Here is a 15,976-nt window from a genome sequence, read left to right on the forward strand (position 1 = left end):
TACGCCGAAGGCCCCGGAACCGTTGCGGTTCCGGGGCCTTCGGCGTGCTGTGGCTCGCTGCGGGGAGCGGGCCTTACTTCGTGATGTCCTCGATCTCCTCCTCGGGCTCACGGCCCGGGGTGGTGAGGTTGAACTTGATGATCGCGAAGCGGAAGGTCACGTAGTAGATCGCACCGAAGACCAGACCGATCGGGATGATCATCCAGGGCTTCGTCGCGTGCGTCCAGTTCAGGGCGTAGTCGATGAAACCGGCCGAGAAGTTGAAGCCGGTGTGGACTCCCAGACCCCAGGTGACGGCCATCGACACGGCGGTCAGGACCGCGTGCAGGACGTACAGGATCGGCGCGATGAACATGAAGGTGAACTCGATCGGCTCGGTCACACCGGTGACGAACGAGGTCAGGGCGAGCGAGACCATCATGCCCATCACGACCTTGCGGCGCTCGGGGCGGGCGCAGTGCGCGATGGCTATCGCGGCGGCCGGGAGGCCGAACATCATGATCGGGAAGAAGCCGGACTGGTACATACCGGCGCTCGGGTCACCGGCCAGGAAGCGCGGGATGTCACCGTGGATGACCTCGCCGGCGGCGTTGGTGAAGTCGCCGAGCTGGAACCACGCGACGGTGTTGATGAACTGGTGCATGCCGACCGGGATCAGCGCACGGTTGACGCCACCGAAGAGCGCCGCGCCACCGGCACCGAGGCCGGTCATCCACTCGCCGAAGCTGGAGATGCCCTCACCGATCGGCTCCCAGACGAGGCCGAAGAAGACACCCACGATGATGCCGACGAAGGCCATCAGGATCGGGACGAGACGGCGGCCGTTGAAGAAGCCGAGCCAGTCGACCAGCTTGGTGCGGTGGAACTTCTGCCACATCACGGCCGAGAGCAGACCCATGATGATGCCGCCGAAGACACCCGGGTTGTTGTACGTGGCCGCGACGTCGGCGCCCTTCTGGACGACCGCCTCGGTGACCGGGAAGGCCTCGAGGACCTTGCTGTAGACGAGGAAACCGACGAGCGCGGCGAGCGCCGTCGAACCGTCGGCCTTCTTGGCGAAGCCGATGGCGACACCGATGCAGAAGAGGATCGGCAGGTTGCCCGTGATGGCGCCACCGGCGTTGTTGAACACCGCGGCGACCTTGTCCCAGCCGAGACCGTCGGCACCGAAGATGTCGGGCTGGCCGAGGCGGACCATGATGCCCGCGGCGGGCAGCACGGCGATCGGCAGCTGCAGGCTTCGGCCTACCTTCTGCAGGCCCTGGAACAGGCCGGAGCCCCGCTTCTTCGCGGGAGCAGCGGCGGCGGTGGCCGTACTCATGAACTTCCTCCAGTGGGCATGACGCCGCCTGGGAGAATGAATACGGGGACGGCGACGTCGCTCAAGGGACGCGGTCCTGATCGGCCGCGTGGTCTACACCAATTAGTGGTGTAGACCAGTTGTAACACGGTGAAGACCAGATAAGGAACCTCCGATTCCAGTGGGCTGGCGCACAGGTGGACAGACATGACGAAAGGCCCCTGAATCGCGAGCGATTCAGGGGCCTTTCGTCCGTCCGGTGGGGCGGGATCACGCCTTGGTGTTCTCCGCCTCCAGGGCCTCCGCCTCTTCCTCGGGTTCACGCCCCGGCGTCGGGATGTTGAACTTCGTGATCGCGAAGCGGAAGACCACGTAGTAGACGACCGCGAAGGCCAGGCCGATCGGGATGATCAGCCAGGGTTTCGTCGCGAGGTTCCAGTTGATCGCGTAGTCGATCAGACCGGCCGAGAAGCTGAAGCCGTCCTTCACACCGAGCGCCCATGTCACCGCCATCGAGACACCGGTGAGCAGCGCGTGGACCGCGTACAGGGCCGGTGCGATGAAGACGAAGGAGTACTCGATCGGTTCGGTGATGCCGGTGACGAACGAGGTCAGGGCGAGCGAGAGCATCATGCCCGCGACCGCCTTGCGGCGGGCCGGCCGTGCGCAGTGGACCATCGCCAGGCAGGCGGCGGGGAGCGCGAACATCATGATCGGGAAGAAGCCCGTCTGGTAGATGCCCGCGGTCGGGTCGCCGCTGAGGAACATGTTGATGTCGCCGTGCACGGTGGTGCCGTCGGGCTTGGTGAACGAGCCGAACTGGAACCACAGCGGCACGTTCAGGAACTGGTGCAGACCGATGACGAGCAGGGCGCGGTTGGCGACACCGAAGATGCCCGATCCCCACGCGCCGAGTCCTTCGAGCCAGTTGGAGAAGCTCTCCAGGGCGTCACCGATGGCGGGCCAGATCCACAGGCACAGGGCGGCGAAGAGGATGCCGACGAACGCCATGATGATCGGGACGAGCCGGCGGCCGTTGAAGAAGCCGAGCCAGGAGACGAGCTTCGTACGGTGGTAGCGCACCCAGAACCACGAGGCGAGCAGACCCATGATGATGCCGCCGAAGACACCTGGATTCTGGTACGTGAAGGCGCTGACCGTGCCGTCCGCCGCCTGGCAGCCGGTGGTGACCGCCTTCGCGCCGTCCGCGCAGTCGACGGGGAACTGGTGCAGGACGCCGCGGTAGACGAGGAAGCCGGCGACGGCCGCGAGGGCCGTCGAGCCGTCGGCCTTCTTCGCCATGCCGATCGCGACACCGATGGCGAAGAGGAGGGGGAGTCCGAGGTCCGCGTCGAGCAGCGCGCCGCCCGCGCCCGCGAAGACCTTGGCGACGTTCGTCCAGCCCAGGCCTTGGTCGCCGAAGACGTCGGGCTGGCCGAGACGGTTGACGATGCCGGCCGCGGGGAGTACCGCGATGGGCAGCTGAAGGCTGCGGCCCATCTTCTGCAGGCCCTGGAAGAAGTTGCTCCAGGGACTGGGCCGCGGACCGGCCGCAGCGTCTGCGCTCATGGGAGTCCTCCCGGAATAGGCCGGACTTGGCGGCCGTTATAGATTGGTGTAGACCAGTGAGGGACTGTCATCGGCATCCGCGTGAAAACCCATGCGTACGCCGATGATCGCCATCATTCGGTACGCAGGGGATGACCGCCCGCGAAGATGGGCCAACCGTGCGTTACCGTGACAAAGCGGACCAATGGTGGGTCGGCCGTCGCTTGCGAGAGCGCGGATGAGATCAGGGAGAAAGACATGGCCACGAAGGCTGAGAAGATCGTTGCCGGCCTCGGCGGTATCGACAACATCGAAGAGGTCGAGGGCTGCATCACGCGTCTGCGCACCGAAGTTGTCGACGCCAGCAAGGTCGACGAGGCCGCCCTCAAGGCCGCCGGCGCCCACGGTGTCGTGAAGATGGGCACCGCGATCCAGGTCGTCATCGGCACGGACGCCGACCCCATCGCTGCCGACATCGAAGACATGATGTGAGGCGCTGAGCCTCCGGGCCCCCCGGGCCCACCCCGCCAGGCCCCGTTCCGGACGACCGGAACGGGGCCTTCGCGCATGCCGCTAGGCTCGCCCCCATGTCTCGTATCGACGGCCGTTCCGCCGAGTCCCTCCGCCCCGTCACCATCGAACGCGGATGGAGCAAGCACGCCGAAGGCTCCGTACTCGTCTCCTTCGGCGACACCAAGGTCTTCTGCACCGCCTCCGTCACCGAAGGCGTCCCGCGCTGGCGCAAGGGCAGCGGCGAAGGCTGGGTCACGGCCGAGTACTCGATGCTGCCCCGCTCCACCAACACCCGCGGCGACCGCGAATCCGTCCGCGGCAAGATCGGCGGCCGCACCCACGAGATCTCCCGCCTCATCGGCCGCTCGCTGCGCGCCGTCGTCGACTACAAGGCGCTCGGCGAGAACACCATCGTCCTCGACTGCGACGTCCTCCAGGCCGACGGCGGCACCCGCACCGCCGCGATCACCGGCGCCTACGTCGCCCTCGCCGACGCCGTCACCTGGGCCCAGGGCAAGAAGCTGATCAAGCCCGGCCGCAAGCCGCTCACCGGCACCGTCGCCGCCGTCTCCGTCGGCATCGTCGACGGCGTCCCGCTCCTCGACCTCTGCTACGAGGAAGACGTACGCGCCGAGACCGACATGAACGTCGTCTGCACCGGCGACGGCCGCTTCATCGAGGTCCAGGGCACCGCCGAGGCCGAGCCCTTCGCCCGCGACGAACTCAACGCGCTGCTCGACCTCGCGGTCGCCGGCTGCGACGAACTCGCCGCACTGCAGCGCAAGGTGCTCGACGAGACGACCGCCGGCTGAACCCGCGCAACCGTCCACGCCACCACCGGCGTTCTAAGGGATACGGGCGTACGGCACACCGCCGCACGCCCGTCCGCCACCAGGGGAGGAACCGTTCCATGGCCTCGCGCCACCGCCGTATCGCCCTCGCAGCCGCCACCGCCGCGCTCCTCGCGCCGTTCGTGATCGGCTGCAGCGCCGTCGAGAAGGCGCTCGACTGCGCCCAGACGGCGAGCGCCATCGCCCAGAGCGCCTCCGACCTCCAGCAGGCCGTCCAGGACGCGGCGGAGAACCCGCTCGAAGCCGACAAGGCGCTCGACGACATCGACAAGAACCTCGACGAGATCACCGAGAAGACGGACAACACCGACGTCGGCAAGGCCGTCGACGACATGCAGCAGGCCGTCGACAACGTCCGCCAGGCCATCAAGGACGGCGACGCCACCCCCGACGTCTCACCGGTGCTCGACGCCACCGGCGAACTGACCAAGGCCTGCAAGCCGTAGGTCCTCTCCGGGCCCCGGGCCCGGACCGGCGCACGCGATGAGGCGGGTCCGACGCAGGCGATAATCGCCTCCATGACCCGCCTCATCCTCGCCACCCGCAACGCCGGAAAGATCACCGAGCTGCACGCGATCCTCGCCGCGGCCGGGATCACCCACGAGCTCGTCGGCGCCGACGCCTACCCCGAGATCCCGGACGTCAAGGAAACCGGCGTCACCTTCGCCGAGAACGCCCTGCTCAAGGCGCACGCCCTCGCCCAGGCCACCGGCCTGCCCGCCGTCGCCGACGACTCCGGCCTCTGCGTGGACGTCCTCGGCGGCGCCCCCGGCATCTTCTCCGCCCGCTGGGCCGGCCGCCACGGCGACGACAAGGCCAACCTCGACCTGCTCCTCGCCCAGCTCGCCGACATCGCCGAGCCCCACCGCGCTGCCCACTTCGCCTGCGCCGCGGCCCTCGCACTGCCCGACGGCACCGAGCGCGTCGTCGAAGGCCGCCTGCGCGGAGTCCTGCGCCATGCCCCTGCCGGCGACGGCGGGTTCGGGTATGACCCGATCCTGCAGCCGGACGGGGAGACGCGGACGTGCGCGGAGATGACGGCTGAGGAGAAGAACGCGATCTCCCATCGGGGGGAGGCGTTCCGGGCGTTGGTGCCGGTGGTGAAGGAACTGCTGGGCTGAGGTGCGTCTGCGTACGGCGAAGGGCGCGATGCGGGGAAGCATCGCGCCCTTCGACAGGTGGGCCCGGTGGGACTCGAACCCACGACACACCGGACCTAAACCGGCGCCCTCTCGGCCAGCTGGGGTACGGGCCCGTCGCGCCACTCTACTTGGTGGCGCGACGGCGATTCGAGAAGGTTGCTGTCTGGCTGTGACAGGTGGGGCACAGGTACCGCAGGTTCTCCCGCCGGTTGTCCAACGGATCTCCATTGACGTGGTCGATCTCCAGCACCAGCCGCTTGCCCAGCCACAGCTCCCCTTGCCCACAGCACGAGCAAGCTCGCGGAACCCCGGTTTCGTCGAGCGACCGGCGCAGGAGCTTGGTGTTCGTGCGCCGAGAACCCGCACTCAGGCTGACCAAGATCTCGGCGGCGCTCTTACGGTTGTATGGCGTGGCTCCAGCGCTGTGTGCCTGCCCGGTGAAGTGCTCGGTGGAGAGCCCGTACTCGTCGATGCTTCGCTTGGCCCGTGAGCGCGCCGCCCCGCCGAACGAGCGGAACCCGAGGTGTCGCATCAGTTCGGCCAGGCTGTATGAGTGGGCCACAGCATGCGCTAGCTCCTCCTCTGGGAACAAACGCACGCCGCGGGACTCGAAGTGGCTGGTGTCGATGTCGAACTGCTGGAGCTTGCGCTTGACGTGCTCGTAAGGCCCGTCCTCTGGCGCGATTCCCATGTGGATGAACATGTCACGAATGCTCGTAGAACAGGCGGCGGCTTCCGTGAGGATGTCTTTGGCGTACGAGCGTTTCGGTCGCTCAGGGAGGGGTTCGTCCCGGAAGTGCGACGTGTCAATGTCGTAGTGCGCGAGCCGGGCACGTAAATAGCGGTAAGGCTTGCTGCCGAGAGGCGCACCGACCCTGCGCATCAGGTCGACCAGGCTCGTGGCGTCCTTGGCTACCTCGGTCAGCAGGCTTCGGGGGTACTTGACGGTCATGCTGTCCTCCGGTTACGCCCACGGTACGTATCCGTTGTTGAATGGCAGTTGGGGCAAAGGAGGCGCAGGTTCGCAGGGCGGTTGTCCCACCACTGGCCGTTCTGATGGTCGACTTCGAGGGGGATCGGTCGTCCGCACCACTCCGCGCGCCCGCACATGGCGCAGTGTTCGGGTACGCCGAGGCGGAGCAGTTCCTTGCGCAGCCGCTTTCCCGGGACGCGGGATTCCGAGCGGGAGCGCAGCGTCAAAGGGTCTCCCAGGGCTCCTTTGGGCCGCTTCTCCAACTGCACGAAGTGTGAGGTGTCGATCCCGAACGCTGCGATGCGGCGGCTGATGTGCGTCTGGTTTCCGCCGACGTTGTCGATGCCCAGATGACGTACGACGTCTGTCACGCTGTACGACTTGGTTACGGCGGCCCGCAGCACGGCTTCCGTGTACTTCGCTCCGCCCGCGCGGAGGTGCGACACGTCGATCTCAGCCTCAGCCATCTTCTTGCGCAGATACGCGCGGCTGCCATTCGTCGGCTCACCCCCACAAACACGCACCGCCTCATCCCACGTCCCCGCCTCCCGCGCTGCTCTCTCCAGCAGCTCACGCGTGTACCGAACTGTCGTCATCTTTGATCAGTCCCCGTTCACGTTCGGCTGCCAGTTCGCAGCCTCGTACGGACTAACGATCCGACTATCGGACAGTCACGCCCGAAAAACGAAACGGCCCGTACTGCTTGCCGAGGGGCAAGCAGTACGGGCCGTTTCGTACGGCAGAGGGACCCTCAGACCCCGAGATCCCGCATGATCTTGGCGACATGCCCCGTCGCCTTCACGTTGTAGAACGCGTGCTCCACCTTGCCCGCCTCGTCGACCACGATCGTCGAGCGGATGACGCCCGTGACGACCTTGCCGTAGAGCTTCTTCTCGCCGAAGGCGCCGTACGCCTCCAGGGTCTCCTTGGACGGGTCGCCGACCAGCGTGACCTTCAGGCTCTCCTTGTCGCGGAACTTCGCGAGCTTCTCCGGCTTGTCGGGGGAGACGCCGATGACGTCGTAGCCGGCCGAGGCGAGCACGTCGAGGTTGTCCGTGAAGTCGCAGGCCTGCTTGGTGCAGCCGGGCGTCAGGGCCGCCGGGTAGAAGTAGACGATGACCTTGCGGCCCTTGTGCGCGGCGAGGGAGACCTCGTTGCCGTCCGCGTCGGGCAGGGTGAAGGCGGGGGCGGTGTCGCCGGGCTGCAGGCGCTCGCTCATCGGTCAGGCTCCTCGAGGCGGTTCGGATCGGTACGGAACGAGCGTAACGGGGCGGCCGTGAGGTGACGGGTCGTGGGAACTGACAGACTGTGTCCTCCCAGAGACGTACGACAAAACGGAGGCCGCGCGGTGTCGGATGCCAGGACCCCCGCTGAGATCGAGGCGGACATCAAGCGCCGGCGCACTCAGCTGGCCGAAACCCTGGACGAGATCGGGGTGCGGATGCATCCGAAGACGATCGTCGGGGATGCGAAGGCCGCTTTCGTCGGCAGCGTCGACCAGACCCTCGGACGCGCGTACGTGAGCGCGAACCGGGCGCTCAGCGACGTCAAGGCGCAGTTCGTGGACGACGACGGCGCGCCGCGCATGGAGCGTGTGGTGCCGGTGGCGCTGCTCGTCGTCGGTGTCGTGGGGCTGCTCGCCGTGGGATCGCGGCGCCGCAGGTCCTGACCCTGGCGGGTGCGGCGGGGGGAGAGACAGGTAGGTTGCCGGACGTGAGTGCCAAAGGTTTCGAGCGCAGCCCCCATCACGACAAGCTGCCCATCCGGATGCTGCACGACCGTGTCCTCGTCCGGACGGACACGATCGAGGGCGAGCGGCGTTCGACCGGCGGGATCGTGATTCCGGCGACCGCGGCGGTCGGCCGGCGGCTCGCCTGGGCCGAGGTCGTGGCCGTCGGGCAGAACGTGCGCACGGTCGAGCCCGGTGACCGGGTCCTGTACGACCCGGAGGACCGGGCCGAGGTCGAGGTGCGCGGGGTCGCGTACGTGCTGATGCGGGAGCGCGACCTGCACGCCGTCGCGGCGGACCGCTTCGAGGGTTCCGAGGATTCGACCGGCTTGTATCTGTAGACGGATTACGGATTACGGATTACGGGTTACGGGTTACGGGTTACGGGCTACGGGCTACGGGTTACGAGTTGCCGGTCGCGGCTCCCTGGCCGCCGGCCCGCCCGTCTCACCCCCGCCCAGCAGCCCGCCGCCTCCGCCGTCCCCGCCCCCGTCGGCGCCCCCGTTGGTCTGGCCCTGCGTCTGCCCCTGGGTCTGTCCCTGATCGGCGCCCTGGATCTGGCCTTGGTCGGCGCCCTGGTTCTGGCCGCCGTCCTGGCCCTGGTTCTGGCCCTGGTCCGCGCCGCCGTCCTGTCCCTGCACCTGGCCCTGGTCCTGGCCTTGGTCGGAGCCCCCGTCCTGCCCTTCGGTCTGCCCCTGGTCCTGGCCCTCGTCCGCGCCGCCGTCCTGGCCCTGGGTCTCGCCGTCGCCCGGCGGGATGTCGGGCAGCGGTGGCGGCTCCTCGGAGCCGGCCGGGATGTCGAGGTCGAAGTCCTGGACGGGCCTGCCCTCCAGCGCGGTCCGGGTGAACTGCGCCCAGATCCGCGCCGAGTACGCCCCGCCGTTGATCCGCGGCTGCCCCAGCGCCCCGTACAGCGGGGTCTGTACGGCGGTGTCGGGGTCCTGGCCCATCACCGCGACCACGGTGGCGAGTTCGGGTGTGTAGCCCGCGAACCAGGCCGCCTTGTCCTCCTCCGCCGTGCCCGTCTTGCCCGCGGCCGGACGGCCCGCGGAGAGCGCCGCGGCGCCCGTGCCGTTGTCGACGACGCTCTGCAGCACGGAGGTCGCGGTGTCGGCGGCGGCGCGGGAGATCGCCTGGCGGGTCTCGCGGGCGGGCAGCGGGATCTCCTCGCCGCCCTTCTCGATCTTCTCGACGAGCGCGTACGTGCCGTGCTGCCCGTGGTTGGCGAGGGTCGCGTACGCCTGGGCGACGTCGAGGACACTGGCCGTCGGGGTGCCGAGCGAGATCGAGGGGTACGGGCCGAGGCCCGGGGTGCTGCTCGGGATGCCGAGGGCGATGGCGGTGTCCATCACCTTGTCCGAGCCGACGTCCACGGCCATCTGCGCGAACACCGAGTTGACGGACTTCTCGGCGGCGGTGCGCACGGTGACGTTGCCGTAGTTGACGTGGTCCTCGTTCTCGGGCGCGAACGTCTCGCCGTTCCAGCCCTGGACGGGACGTCCGCTGGTGCCGTCGTACACGGTGTTGGGGGTGATGGGACGGCCGTCCTGCGTCTGTGCGTTGTTTTCGAAGGCGGAGGCGAGGACGAAGGCCTTGAAGGTGGAGCCGGCCTGGTAGTCGCGCCGGGTCGCGTTGTTCGTGAACTGCTTGACGTAGTCGATCCCGCCGTACATGGCGGTGACCTTGCCGCTCGCCGGATCGATGGCCGCGCCGCCGGCCCGTACGTTCCGGTCGACCTTGCGGGCCTCCTTGTCGACCTTCGACATCAGCTGGTCGTCCACGGCCTTCACGAACGCGTCCTGCTGGGAGCGGACGATGGTCGTGGTGATGCGGTAGCCGCCGGTCGTCAGCTCGTCCTCGGTGAGGATCTCGTGGGCGAGGATGTAGTCCTTGACCGCGTTGACGAGGTAACCGCGCTGGCCCGACAGCGCGTTGGGCGCGCCGCCCTCGGTCTGCGGCTCGGGGAAGGTCATGGCGGCACGGTCCTCGGGGCTCAGCCACTTCTCCTTGACCATGCCGTCCAGGACGTAGTTCCAGCGGCCCTCGGCCCGCGGCTTGTTCTCCGGGTGCGCCGTGACGTCGTACGCGGAGGGGGAGTTGAGGAGCGTCGCCAGATACGCGCCTTCGGCGGTGGTCAGCTCCTCGGGCTTCTTGTCGTAGTACGCGTGGGCGGCGGCCGAGATGCCGTACGCGTTGCGCCCGAAGTAGCTGGTGTTGAGGTAGCCCTCCAGGATGTCGTCCTTGCTGACCTCGCGGCCCAGCTTGATCGCGATGAAGAACTCCTTCACCTTGCGGCTGATCGTCTGGTCCTGGTTGAGGTAGTAGTTCTTCACGTACTGCTGGGTGATCGTCGAACCGGACTGCTTGCCCTTGCCGGTCACGGTGTTCCAGGCCGCGCGGAGCATCGCCTTGGGGTCGACCGCGGACTCGGAGTAGAAGTCGCGGTCCTCGGCGGCGAGCACCGCCTCGCGTACGGTCTCGGGGACCTGGGCGAGCGGGATGCTCTCGCGGTTGATCTCGCCGTCGCGCGCGAGCTGCTTGCCGTCGGCGTACGCGTAGACGTTGGTCTGGGCGGTGGCGGCGGACTTGGCGGGCGGGATGTCGACGATGAGGTAGCCGGCGACGAGCGCGCCGCCGAGCAGCAGGCACAGGAACAGGAAGGTGCCGAGGAGCATCCGCCAGGTCGGCAGGGCCCGCCGCCAGCCGGTCCGCTTGCGGCGCTGCCTGCCGGCGGGCTTCCCGGGCTTCGCGGACGCCTGGGTGTCCGCCTCGCCCGTCCCGTCCGGACCGCCCTGTGCGTCCTGCTCGCGCGGCTCGTCGCTCATGTCTTACGGAACTCCCGATTCGCCCGTCAGGTACCTGTTGGACACTTTTGCATCCGGTCGTAAAACGCCCGGGAGCGCCGCGCGTTGCTGGCCGGGCGGTATTCGGCCGCATGAGTGAAAACCCGTGGCGCGGCTTCGGCAGGCGCGACTAGGGTCGTCGTCTTTGGCCGCGCCCATGGGGGAGTGGCCGTGGCGACGGGGCCGCAGCCGGGACGAGGAGGAGCAGCACGTGCGCTTGTACGCGGCCGTGGCGGCCGGGAGTTTCCGGCGGCACTCCACGTACCGGGTGGCGACCGCGGCGGGTGTCTTCACCAACACCGTCTTCGGTTTCGTCCTCGCGTTCACCTTCATCGCGCTGTGGGACGAGCGGCCGAACCTGGGCGGCTACGACAAGCCCGAGGCCCTCACGTACGTCTGGATCGGGCAGGCGCTGCTCGCGACCTGCGGTCTGATGGGCGGCGGCGGGTTCGCCGAGGAGCTGATCGAGCGGATCAAGACCGGCGACATCGCGATCGACCTGTACCGGCCCGCCGATCTCCAACTGTGGTGGATGGCCACGGACCTGGGGCGGGCCGCCTTCGAGCTGATGGGCCGCGGCATCGTGCCGATGGCCGTCGGCGCGATGGCCTTCGACCTGGCGCTGCCCGGCGAGGTGTGGGTGTGGCCCGCGTTCCTGCTGTCGGTGGCGCTCGGGGTCCTGGTCGGGTTCGCGGTGTGGTTCATGGTGGCGCTGAGCGCGTTCTGGCTGATGGACGGCGCGGGCGCGGTGCAGATCGCGTGGCTGTGCGGGCTGTTCTTCTCCGGGATGCTGCTGCCCCTGACGGTGTTCCCCGGCGCGCTCGGTGACGTGGCGCGGATGCTGCCGTGGGCGTCGATGCTGCAGGTCCCGGCCGATGTGTTCCTCGGCAAGTACACCGGCTGGGACCTCCTGAGGGCGTACGGCTTCCAGGCGGGCTGGGCCGTGGTGCTCCTGACGGCCGGGCGCGCCCTTCAGCTGGTCGCGCGGCGCAGGGTGGTGGTGCAGGGTGGCTGAGGTCGAGGAGAGCGGGGCGGCCGGGTTCGCCGTCGAGCCGAAGCGGGTGTCCGGGCTCGCCGCGTTCCGCATGATCGCGGCGATGTGGATCCGCTCCACGATGACGTACCGCTTCTCGTTCACGATGACGCTGCTCGCCAACTTTCTCGTGACGTTCTTCGACTTCGTCGTGATCCTGCTGATGTTCGCGCAGGTCGACGGGCTCGGCGGCTACGACTTCGCGGAGGTCGCCTTCCTGTACGGGGCGACGAGCAGCGCGTTCGGGCTCGCGGACCTCGCGCTCGGCCAGGTCGCGCGGATCGGGTCGCGGGTGCGTGACGGCACGCTCGACACGCTCCTGGTGCGGCCCGTGCCGGTGCTCGCGCAGGTCGCCGCGGACCGGTTCGCGCTGCGGCGCCTGGGCCGGGTCTCGCAGGGGCTGCTCGTGCTCGTCTGGTCGCTGGTGATCCTGGACATCGACTGGACGGTCCTGAAGGTGTGCGTCGTCCCGATGATGCTGCTCTCGGGCGGGGTGATCTTCGGCGCGGTGATGGTGGCGGGCGCGGCCTTCCAGTTCTGGGCGCGGGACGCCGCCGAGGTGGTCAGCTCCTTCACGTACGGCGGCAACACGATGCTCCAGTACCCGCCGACGATCTTCGCGCGGGAGATGGTGCGTGGCGTGACCTTCGTGCTGCCGCTCGCCTTCGTCAACTGGCTGCCCGCGCTCTACGTCCTGGGCCGGCCCTACCCGGTGGACCTGCCGCAGTTCACGGCCTTCCTGCCGCCTGTGGTGGCGGCGCTGTGCGCGCTGCTCGCCGGGGTGTGCTGGCGGGCCGGTCTTCGTTCGTATCGCAGTACGGGGAGTTGAGGAGGTGAGCGGCATGCGGGGAGTCGAGGAGGTGAGCGGTGTGCGGGAGCCGGTGGCGGACTTCATCGCGCTCGACGAGGTGCGCAAGGTGTTCGACGTGCGCAAGCGCAGGCCGGGGTCGTGGCGGCGCGAGCGGCAGGAGGTGCGGGCCGTCGACGGCATCAGTTTCACCGTGCCGCGCGGCGAGATCGTCGGCTACATCGGGCCGAACGGCGCGGGCAAGTCGACCACGATCAAGATGCTCACCGGGATCCTCACGCCGAGCGGCGGCCGGATCCGGGTCGCGGGCATCGAACCGTCGCGCGAGCGGACGAAACTGGCGCACCGTATCGGGGTCGTCTTCGGACAGCGCACGACCCTGTGGTGGGACCTGCCGCTGATCGACTCGTACAAGCTGGCCCACCGCATGTACCGCATCCCCGACGCCCGCTTCCGCGAGAACCTCGACCGCTGCGTCGAACTCCTCGACCTCGCCGACCTGTTGGCGGTCCCGGTCCGTCAGCTCTCCCTCGGCCAGCGGATGCGCGGCGACATCGCGGCGGCGCTCCTGCACGACCCCGAGGTGCTCTACCTCGACGAGCCGACGATCGGCCTTGACGTCGTCAGCAAGGCCAAGGTCCGTGAGTTCCTGCGGGATCTGAACGCGAACGCGGGCACGACCGTCCTGCTCACCACCCACGACCTCCAGGACATCGAGCAGCTCTGCAAACGCGTCATGGTCATCGACCACGGCCGCCTCATGTACGACGGCGCGCTCGCCGGGCTCCACGAGATCGGCGAGAGCGAACGCACCCTGGTGGTGGACCTGGAACGCGAACTCGAACCCCTGGACATCCCGGGCGCCCGCGTCCTGCGCGTCGAGGGCCCGCGCCAGTGGCTCGCCTTCCCGGCCGCCGCCTCCGCGGCCCCCTTGGTCACGGAGATCGCCTCCTCGTACCCCTTGGTGGACCTCTCGGTCCGCGAGCCCGACATCGAGGCCGTGATCGCGAAGATGTACGCGGACCGGACCGCCCTCGGCTGAGACGCCACCCCACGGCTACTCTGCTCCATATGACCGACGACCTGCCGGAGTTGAGGGCATCCGACGCCGACCGTGAGCGGGTCGCCGAGGTGCTGAGGGATGCGCTGGCCGAGGGCCGGCTCGACATGGAGGAGTTCGAGGAGCGCCTCGAAGCCACGTACAAGGCACGCACCTACAAGGACCTCGAACCCCTCACCCGCGATCTGCCCGACGCCGGGCAGGCCGCCGCGGCGCCCGTGCCGTTCGCACCCTCCGCGCCGCCCGCCGCCGGTGACTGGGCCGCCCGGATCGGTGGCGACGCCACCTCGCGCGGCGGTGTGGCGATCATGGGCGGCTTCCAGCGCAAGGGGGTCTGGACGGCGCCCCGCCAGTTCAACTGCTTCAGCTTCTGGGGCGGCGGCGAGATCGATCTGCGCGACGCGCGCTTCGAGGACCGCGAGATCACCATCAACTGCGTCACGATCATGGGCGGTATGAACGTGATCGTGCCGCCGGGCGTCGAGGTCATCGTCCGCGGCTTCGGCATCATGGGCGGCTTCGACCACCGCCAGGCCGGCGTCCCGGGCGACCCCGGCGCCCCGCGCGTGATCCTCACCGGCTTCGCGCTGATGGGCGGCGTCGGCGTGGAGCGCAAGGTGACGCGCGCCGAGAAGCACCGCCTCAAGGAGGAGCGGCGCCGGGCGAAGCTGGAGAAGAGGGCCGAGCGCAAGGAGCTGGGGGAGTAGGGCACGCCCCGCGGGCGGTCAGAGTTCCGCGGGAGCCGTGGTGCGCAGGTGGGCGAGGTTGAAGACCTCGGCCATCTTGCGGTAGCCCGCGTCGCTCGGGTGCAGATGGTCGCCCGAGTCGTACGGCGCCCGCAGCCGGTCGGGTGCGTACGGGTCGCGCAGCGCGCGGTCGAAGTCGACGACCTGGTCGAAGACGCGGCCGCTGCGGATCTCCGCGTTGATCGCGCGCCGCATCTGCTCCAGATGCGGCTTGTACCCGCGGTGCCCGTTGAACGGCATCAGCGTCGCCCCGGTGACCTTCAGACCGCGCTCGTGCGCCTGCCGGGTCAACTCGCGCATCGCGTCGAGGATCTCCTCGGCGCTCGCGCCCTCGGGGTTGCGCAGCAGGTCGTTCACTCCCAGGCAGACGACCACGGCCTTGATGCCCGTACGGTCGAGGACATCACGCTCGAAGCGGCTCACCCCGCTCGGACCGGACGGCCGGTAGACACCGCCGGGCACCAGCTGGTTGCCGCTGATCCCTTCGTTCAGGACCCCGAGCCGCGGCGCCCCCGCCTCCTCGCGGAGCCGGTCCGCGAGGACGTCCGTCCAGCGCGCGTTGGCGCCGAGCGTCGAGGAGACACCGTCGGTGAGCGAGTCACCGAGCACCGCCACCGAACCGGCCGCCTCGCGTGTGAGGACGTCCACCGCGGTCACATACCGCCAGTACGGGCTCTGCTCGGTGTACGTGTCACCGCGCGGGTTCTGCGTCTGGTCGCCGTTGGCCACGTACGAGATCTGCCGCGCGTGCGGGTGATAGGTCACCGGACCCGAAGGCTTCTGGGAGTACGTGCTGACCAGCAGGTCCGCGTCGTGCGGCACGTTGATCCGCGCCGGGTCCGAGACCAGCTGCCCGCCCGCCGGAATGACCGCCGAGGGCTTGCCGCCGAACGTGAGGCGGCGCAGCGTGTCAGGGCGCGCGGTCGGGTTGCTCGGCGCGGACGCCACCGCGACGGAGGCCTGGCTGATGGTCAGGGGCTGGGTGCCGAAGAGGTTGGAGAGCGTGACGCGGGCGCTCGTGCCGCCGACGCTCGTATGCACCACATTGCGCAGCGTCCGCCCGGCGAAGCCCGCGCCCGTGCGCGGCTCGGGACCGGCCGGCGCCGTGGACCACGTACCGACCCAGGTGCCGGACGAGGCCGGGTCGGCGGAGCCCTGCGGGGACGCGCCCGCGCTGACCGTGGTGTCCCGGTCGCCGCCGCCCGAGAAGGCGACATAGATGACGGTGCCGACCAGCAGGACGACGGCCGCCATCGCCGCCAGCAGAGCGCTCGCCCGTCTGGGGGACATGCCCTCAGACCCCCCGTCGTGACGGCTGGTCATGCGCGCTGAGCTCCTCGGGCAGGGGAGCTTGCGGCTCCGGTTGGACTATCCCATTTTGCGGTATGCAGCCCGAGCTCGTGCACGGTACCCCCCGTGGTGTGCCCCGC

Annotated in this window: 17 protein-coding genes and 1 tRNA gene; 10 read left to right on the plus strand and 8 right to left on the minus strand. The window is 69.1% G+C overall.

Annotated features, from left to right (window positions below; genetic code table 11):
* Window positions 1-73 precede the first annotated feature (73 nt).
* Complete coding sequence (locus tag ACIBI4_RS20875; protein ID WP_399205439.1) at window positions 74-1,321, minus strand: PTS transporter subunit EIIC; 1,248 nt, start codon at window positions 1,319-1,321, stop codon at window positions 74-76.
* 249 nt (window positions 1,322-1,570) lie between these two features.
* Window positions 1,571-2,869 (minus strand): PTS transporter subunit EIIC, encoded by a 1,299-nt coding sequence (locus tag ACIBI4_RS20880; RefSeq protein ID WP_399205440.1) that lies wholly within the window; start codon window positions 2,867-2,869, stop codon window positions 1,571-1,573.
* A gap of 147 nt (window positions 2,870-3,016) precedes the next feature.
* On the opposite strand from ACIBI4_RS20880, the gene ACIBI4_RS20885 reads away from it, so the two are divergent.
* The 4 genes from ACIBI4_RS20885 to rdgB all read left to right on the plus strand — a co-directional run bounded on the left by ACIBI4_RS20885 (window position 3,017) and on the right by rdgB (window position 5,333).
* On the plus strand, window positions 3,017-3,340 hold the full coding sequence (locus tag ACIBI4_RS20885) for a glucose PTS transporter subunit EIIB (protein ID WP_399205441.1): 324 nt from the start codon (window positions 3,017-3,019) through the stop codon (window positions 3,338-3,340).
* Between the two features lie 95 nt (window positions 3,341-3,435).
* Window positions 3,436-4,173: a ribonuclease PH gene (rph, locus tag ACIBI4_RS20890; RefSeq protein WP_399205442.1), complete on the plus strand. Its 738-nt coding sequence runs from the start codon at window positions 3,436-3,438 to the stop codon at window positions 4,171-4,173.
* Window positions 4,174-4,271: 98 nt separating this feature from the next.
* A complete protein-coding gene (locus tag ACIBI4_RS20895) occupies window positions 4,272-4,658 on the plus strand; it encodes a hypothetical protein (protein ID WP_399205443.1) in 387 nt (128 codons plus the stop codon).
* Between the two features lie 72 nt (window positions 4,659-4,730).
* The gene (gene rdgB, locus ACIBI4_RS20900) at window positions 4,731-5,333 is read left to right on the plus strand and encodes an RdgB/HAM1 family non-canonical purine NTP pyrophosphatase (RefSeq protein WP_399205444.1); all 603 of its coding nucleotides are present in this window, start codon (window positions 4,731-4,733) and stop codon (window positions 5,331-5,333) included.
* 58 nt (window positions 5,334-5,391) lie between these two features.
* Here rdgB and ACIBI4_RS20905 read toward each other — a convergent pair.
* From ACIBI4_RS20905 to bcp, 4 genes are all read right to left on the minus strand, one after another.
* A tRNA-Leu gene (locus ACIBI4_RS20905) sits at window positions 5,392-5,467 on the minus strand.
* An 11-nt stretch (window positions 5,468-5,478) separates the two neighbouring features.
* Window positions 5,479-6,306, minus strand: coding sequence for an HNH endonuclease signature motif containing protein (locus ACIBI4_RS20910; protein ID WP_399205445.1), 828 nt, complete (start codon window positions 6,304-6,306; stop codon window positions 5,479-5,481).
* Entirely contained in the window at window positions 6,303-6,923 is a 621-nt protein-coding gene (locus ACIBI4_RS20915) for an HNH endonuclease (protein ID WP_399205446.1), read from the minus strand. The genes ACIBI4_RS20910 and ACIBI4_RS20915 overlap by 4 nt, the downstream gene beginning before the upstream one ends.
* Before the next feature lie 155 nt (window positions 6,924-7,078).
* Complete coding sequence (gene bcp / locus ACIBI4_RS20920) at window positions 7,079-7,546, minus strand: thioredoxin-dependent thiol peroxidase (RefSeq protein WP_399205447.1); 468 nt, start codon at window positions 7,544-7,546, stop codon at window positions 7,079-7,081.
* A gap of 129 nt (window positions 7,547-7,675) precedes the next feature.
* Here bcp and ACIBI4_RS20925 point away from each other — a divergent pair, with 129 nt between their 5' ends.
* Both ACIBI4_RS20925 and ACIBI4_RS20930 read left to right on the plus strand, forming a co-directional pair.
* Entirely contained in the window at window positions 7,676-7,996 is a 321-nt protein-coding gene (locus ACIBI4_RS20925; protein ID WP_399205448.1) for a DUF3618 domain-containing protein, read from the plus strand.
* Window positions 7,997-8,094: 98 nt separating this feature from the next.
* Window positions 8,095-8,397 (plus strand): GroES family chaperonin, encoded by a 303-nt coding sequence (locus tag ACIBI4_RS20930; protein ID WP_399205710.1) that lies wholly within the window; start codon window positions 8,095-8,097, stop codon window positions 8,395-8,397.
* Window positions 8,398-8,451: 54 nt separating this feature from the next.
* Here ACIBI4_RS20930 and ACIBI4_RS20935 read toward each other — a convergent pair whose 3' ends face one another.
* Window positions 8,452-10,881, minus strand: coding sequence for a transglycosylase domain-containing protein (locus tag ACIBI4_RS20935; RefSeq protein ID WP_399205449.1), 2,430 nt, complete (start codon window positions 10,879-10,881; stop codon window positions 8,452-8,454).
* A 229-nt stretch (window positions 10,882-11,110) separates the two neighbouring features.
* Here ACIBI4_RS20935 and ACIBI4_RS20940 point away from each other — a divergent pair, with 229 nt between their 5' ends.
* Genes ACIBI4_RS20940 through ACIBI4_RS20955 form a run of 4 tightly spaced genes read left to right on the plus strand, consistent with a single transcriptional unit; the run spans window position 11,111 to window position 14,507 of the window.
* Window positions 11,111-11,914 carry an ABC transporter permease gene (locus ACIBI4_RS20940; protein WP_399205450.1) on the plus strand — a complete coding sequence of 268 codons (804 nt, stop codon included), beginning with the start codon at window positions 11,111-11,113 and terminating at the stop codon, window positions 11,912-11,914.
* Complete coding sequence (locus tag ACIBI4_RS20945) at window positions 11,907-12,761, plus strand: ABC transporter permease (RefSeq protein WP_399205451.1); 855 nt, start codon at window positions 11,907-11,909, stop codon at window positions 12,759-12,761. The genes ACIBI4_RS20940 and ACIBI4_RS20945 overlap by 8 nt, the downstream gene beginning before the upstream one ends.
* Window positions 12,762-12,774: 13 nt before the next feature.
* Window positions 12,775-13,782 (plus strand): ATP-binding cassette domain-containing protein, encoded by a 1,008-nt coding sequence (locus tag ACIBI4_RS20950; RefSeq protein ID WP_399205452.1) that lies wholly within the window; start codon window positions 12,775-12,777, stop codon window positions 13,780-13,782.
* A gap of 29 nt (window positions 13,783-13,811) precedes the next feature.
* Window positions 13,812-14,507 (plus strand): DUF1707 domain-containing protein, encoded by a 696-nt coding sequence (locus tag ACIBI4_RS20955; protein WP_399205453.1) that lies wholly within the window; start codon window positions 13,812-13,814, stop codon window positions 14,505-14,507.
* An 18-nt stretch (window positions 14,508-14,525) separates the two neighbouring features.
* On the opposite strand, the gene ACIBI4_RS20960 is transcribed toward ACIBI4_RS20955, so the two are convergent.
* Complete coding sequence (locus tag ACIBI4_RS20960) at window positions 14,526-15,836, minus strand: SGNH/GDSL hydrolase family protein (RefSeq protein ID WP_399205454.1); 1,311 nt, start codon at window positions 15,834-15,836, stop codon at window positions 14,526-14,528.
* Between the last annotated feature and the right edge of the window lie 140 nt (window positions 15,837-15,976).

This window comes from Streptomyces sp. NPDC050418 (assembly GCF_044458745.1).
Lineage (GTDB): Bacteria > Actinomycetota > Actinomycetes > Streptomycetales > Streptomycetaceae > Streptomyces.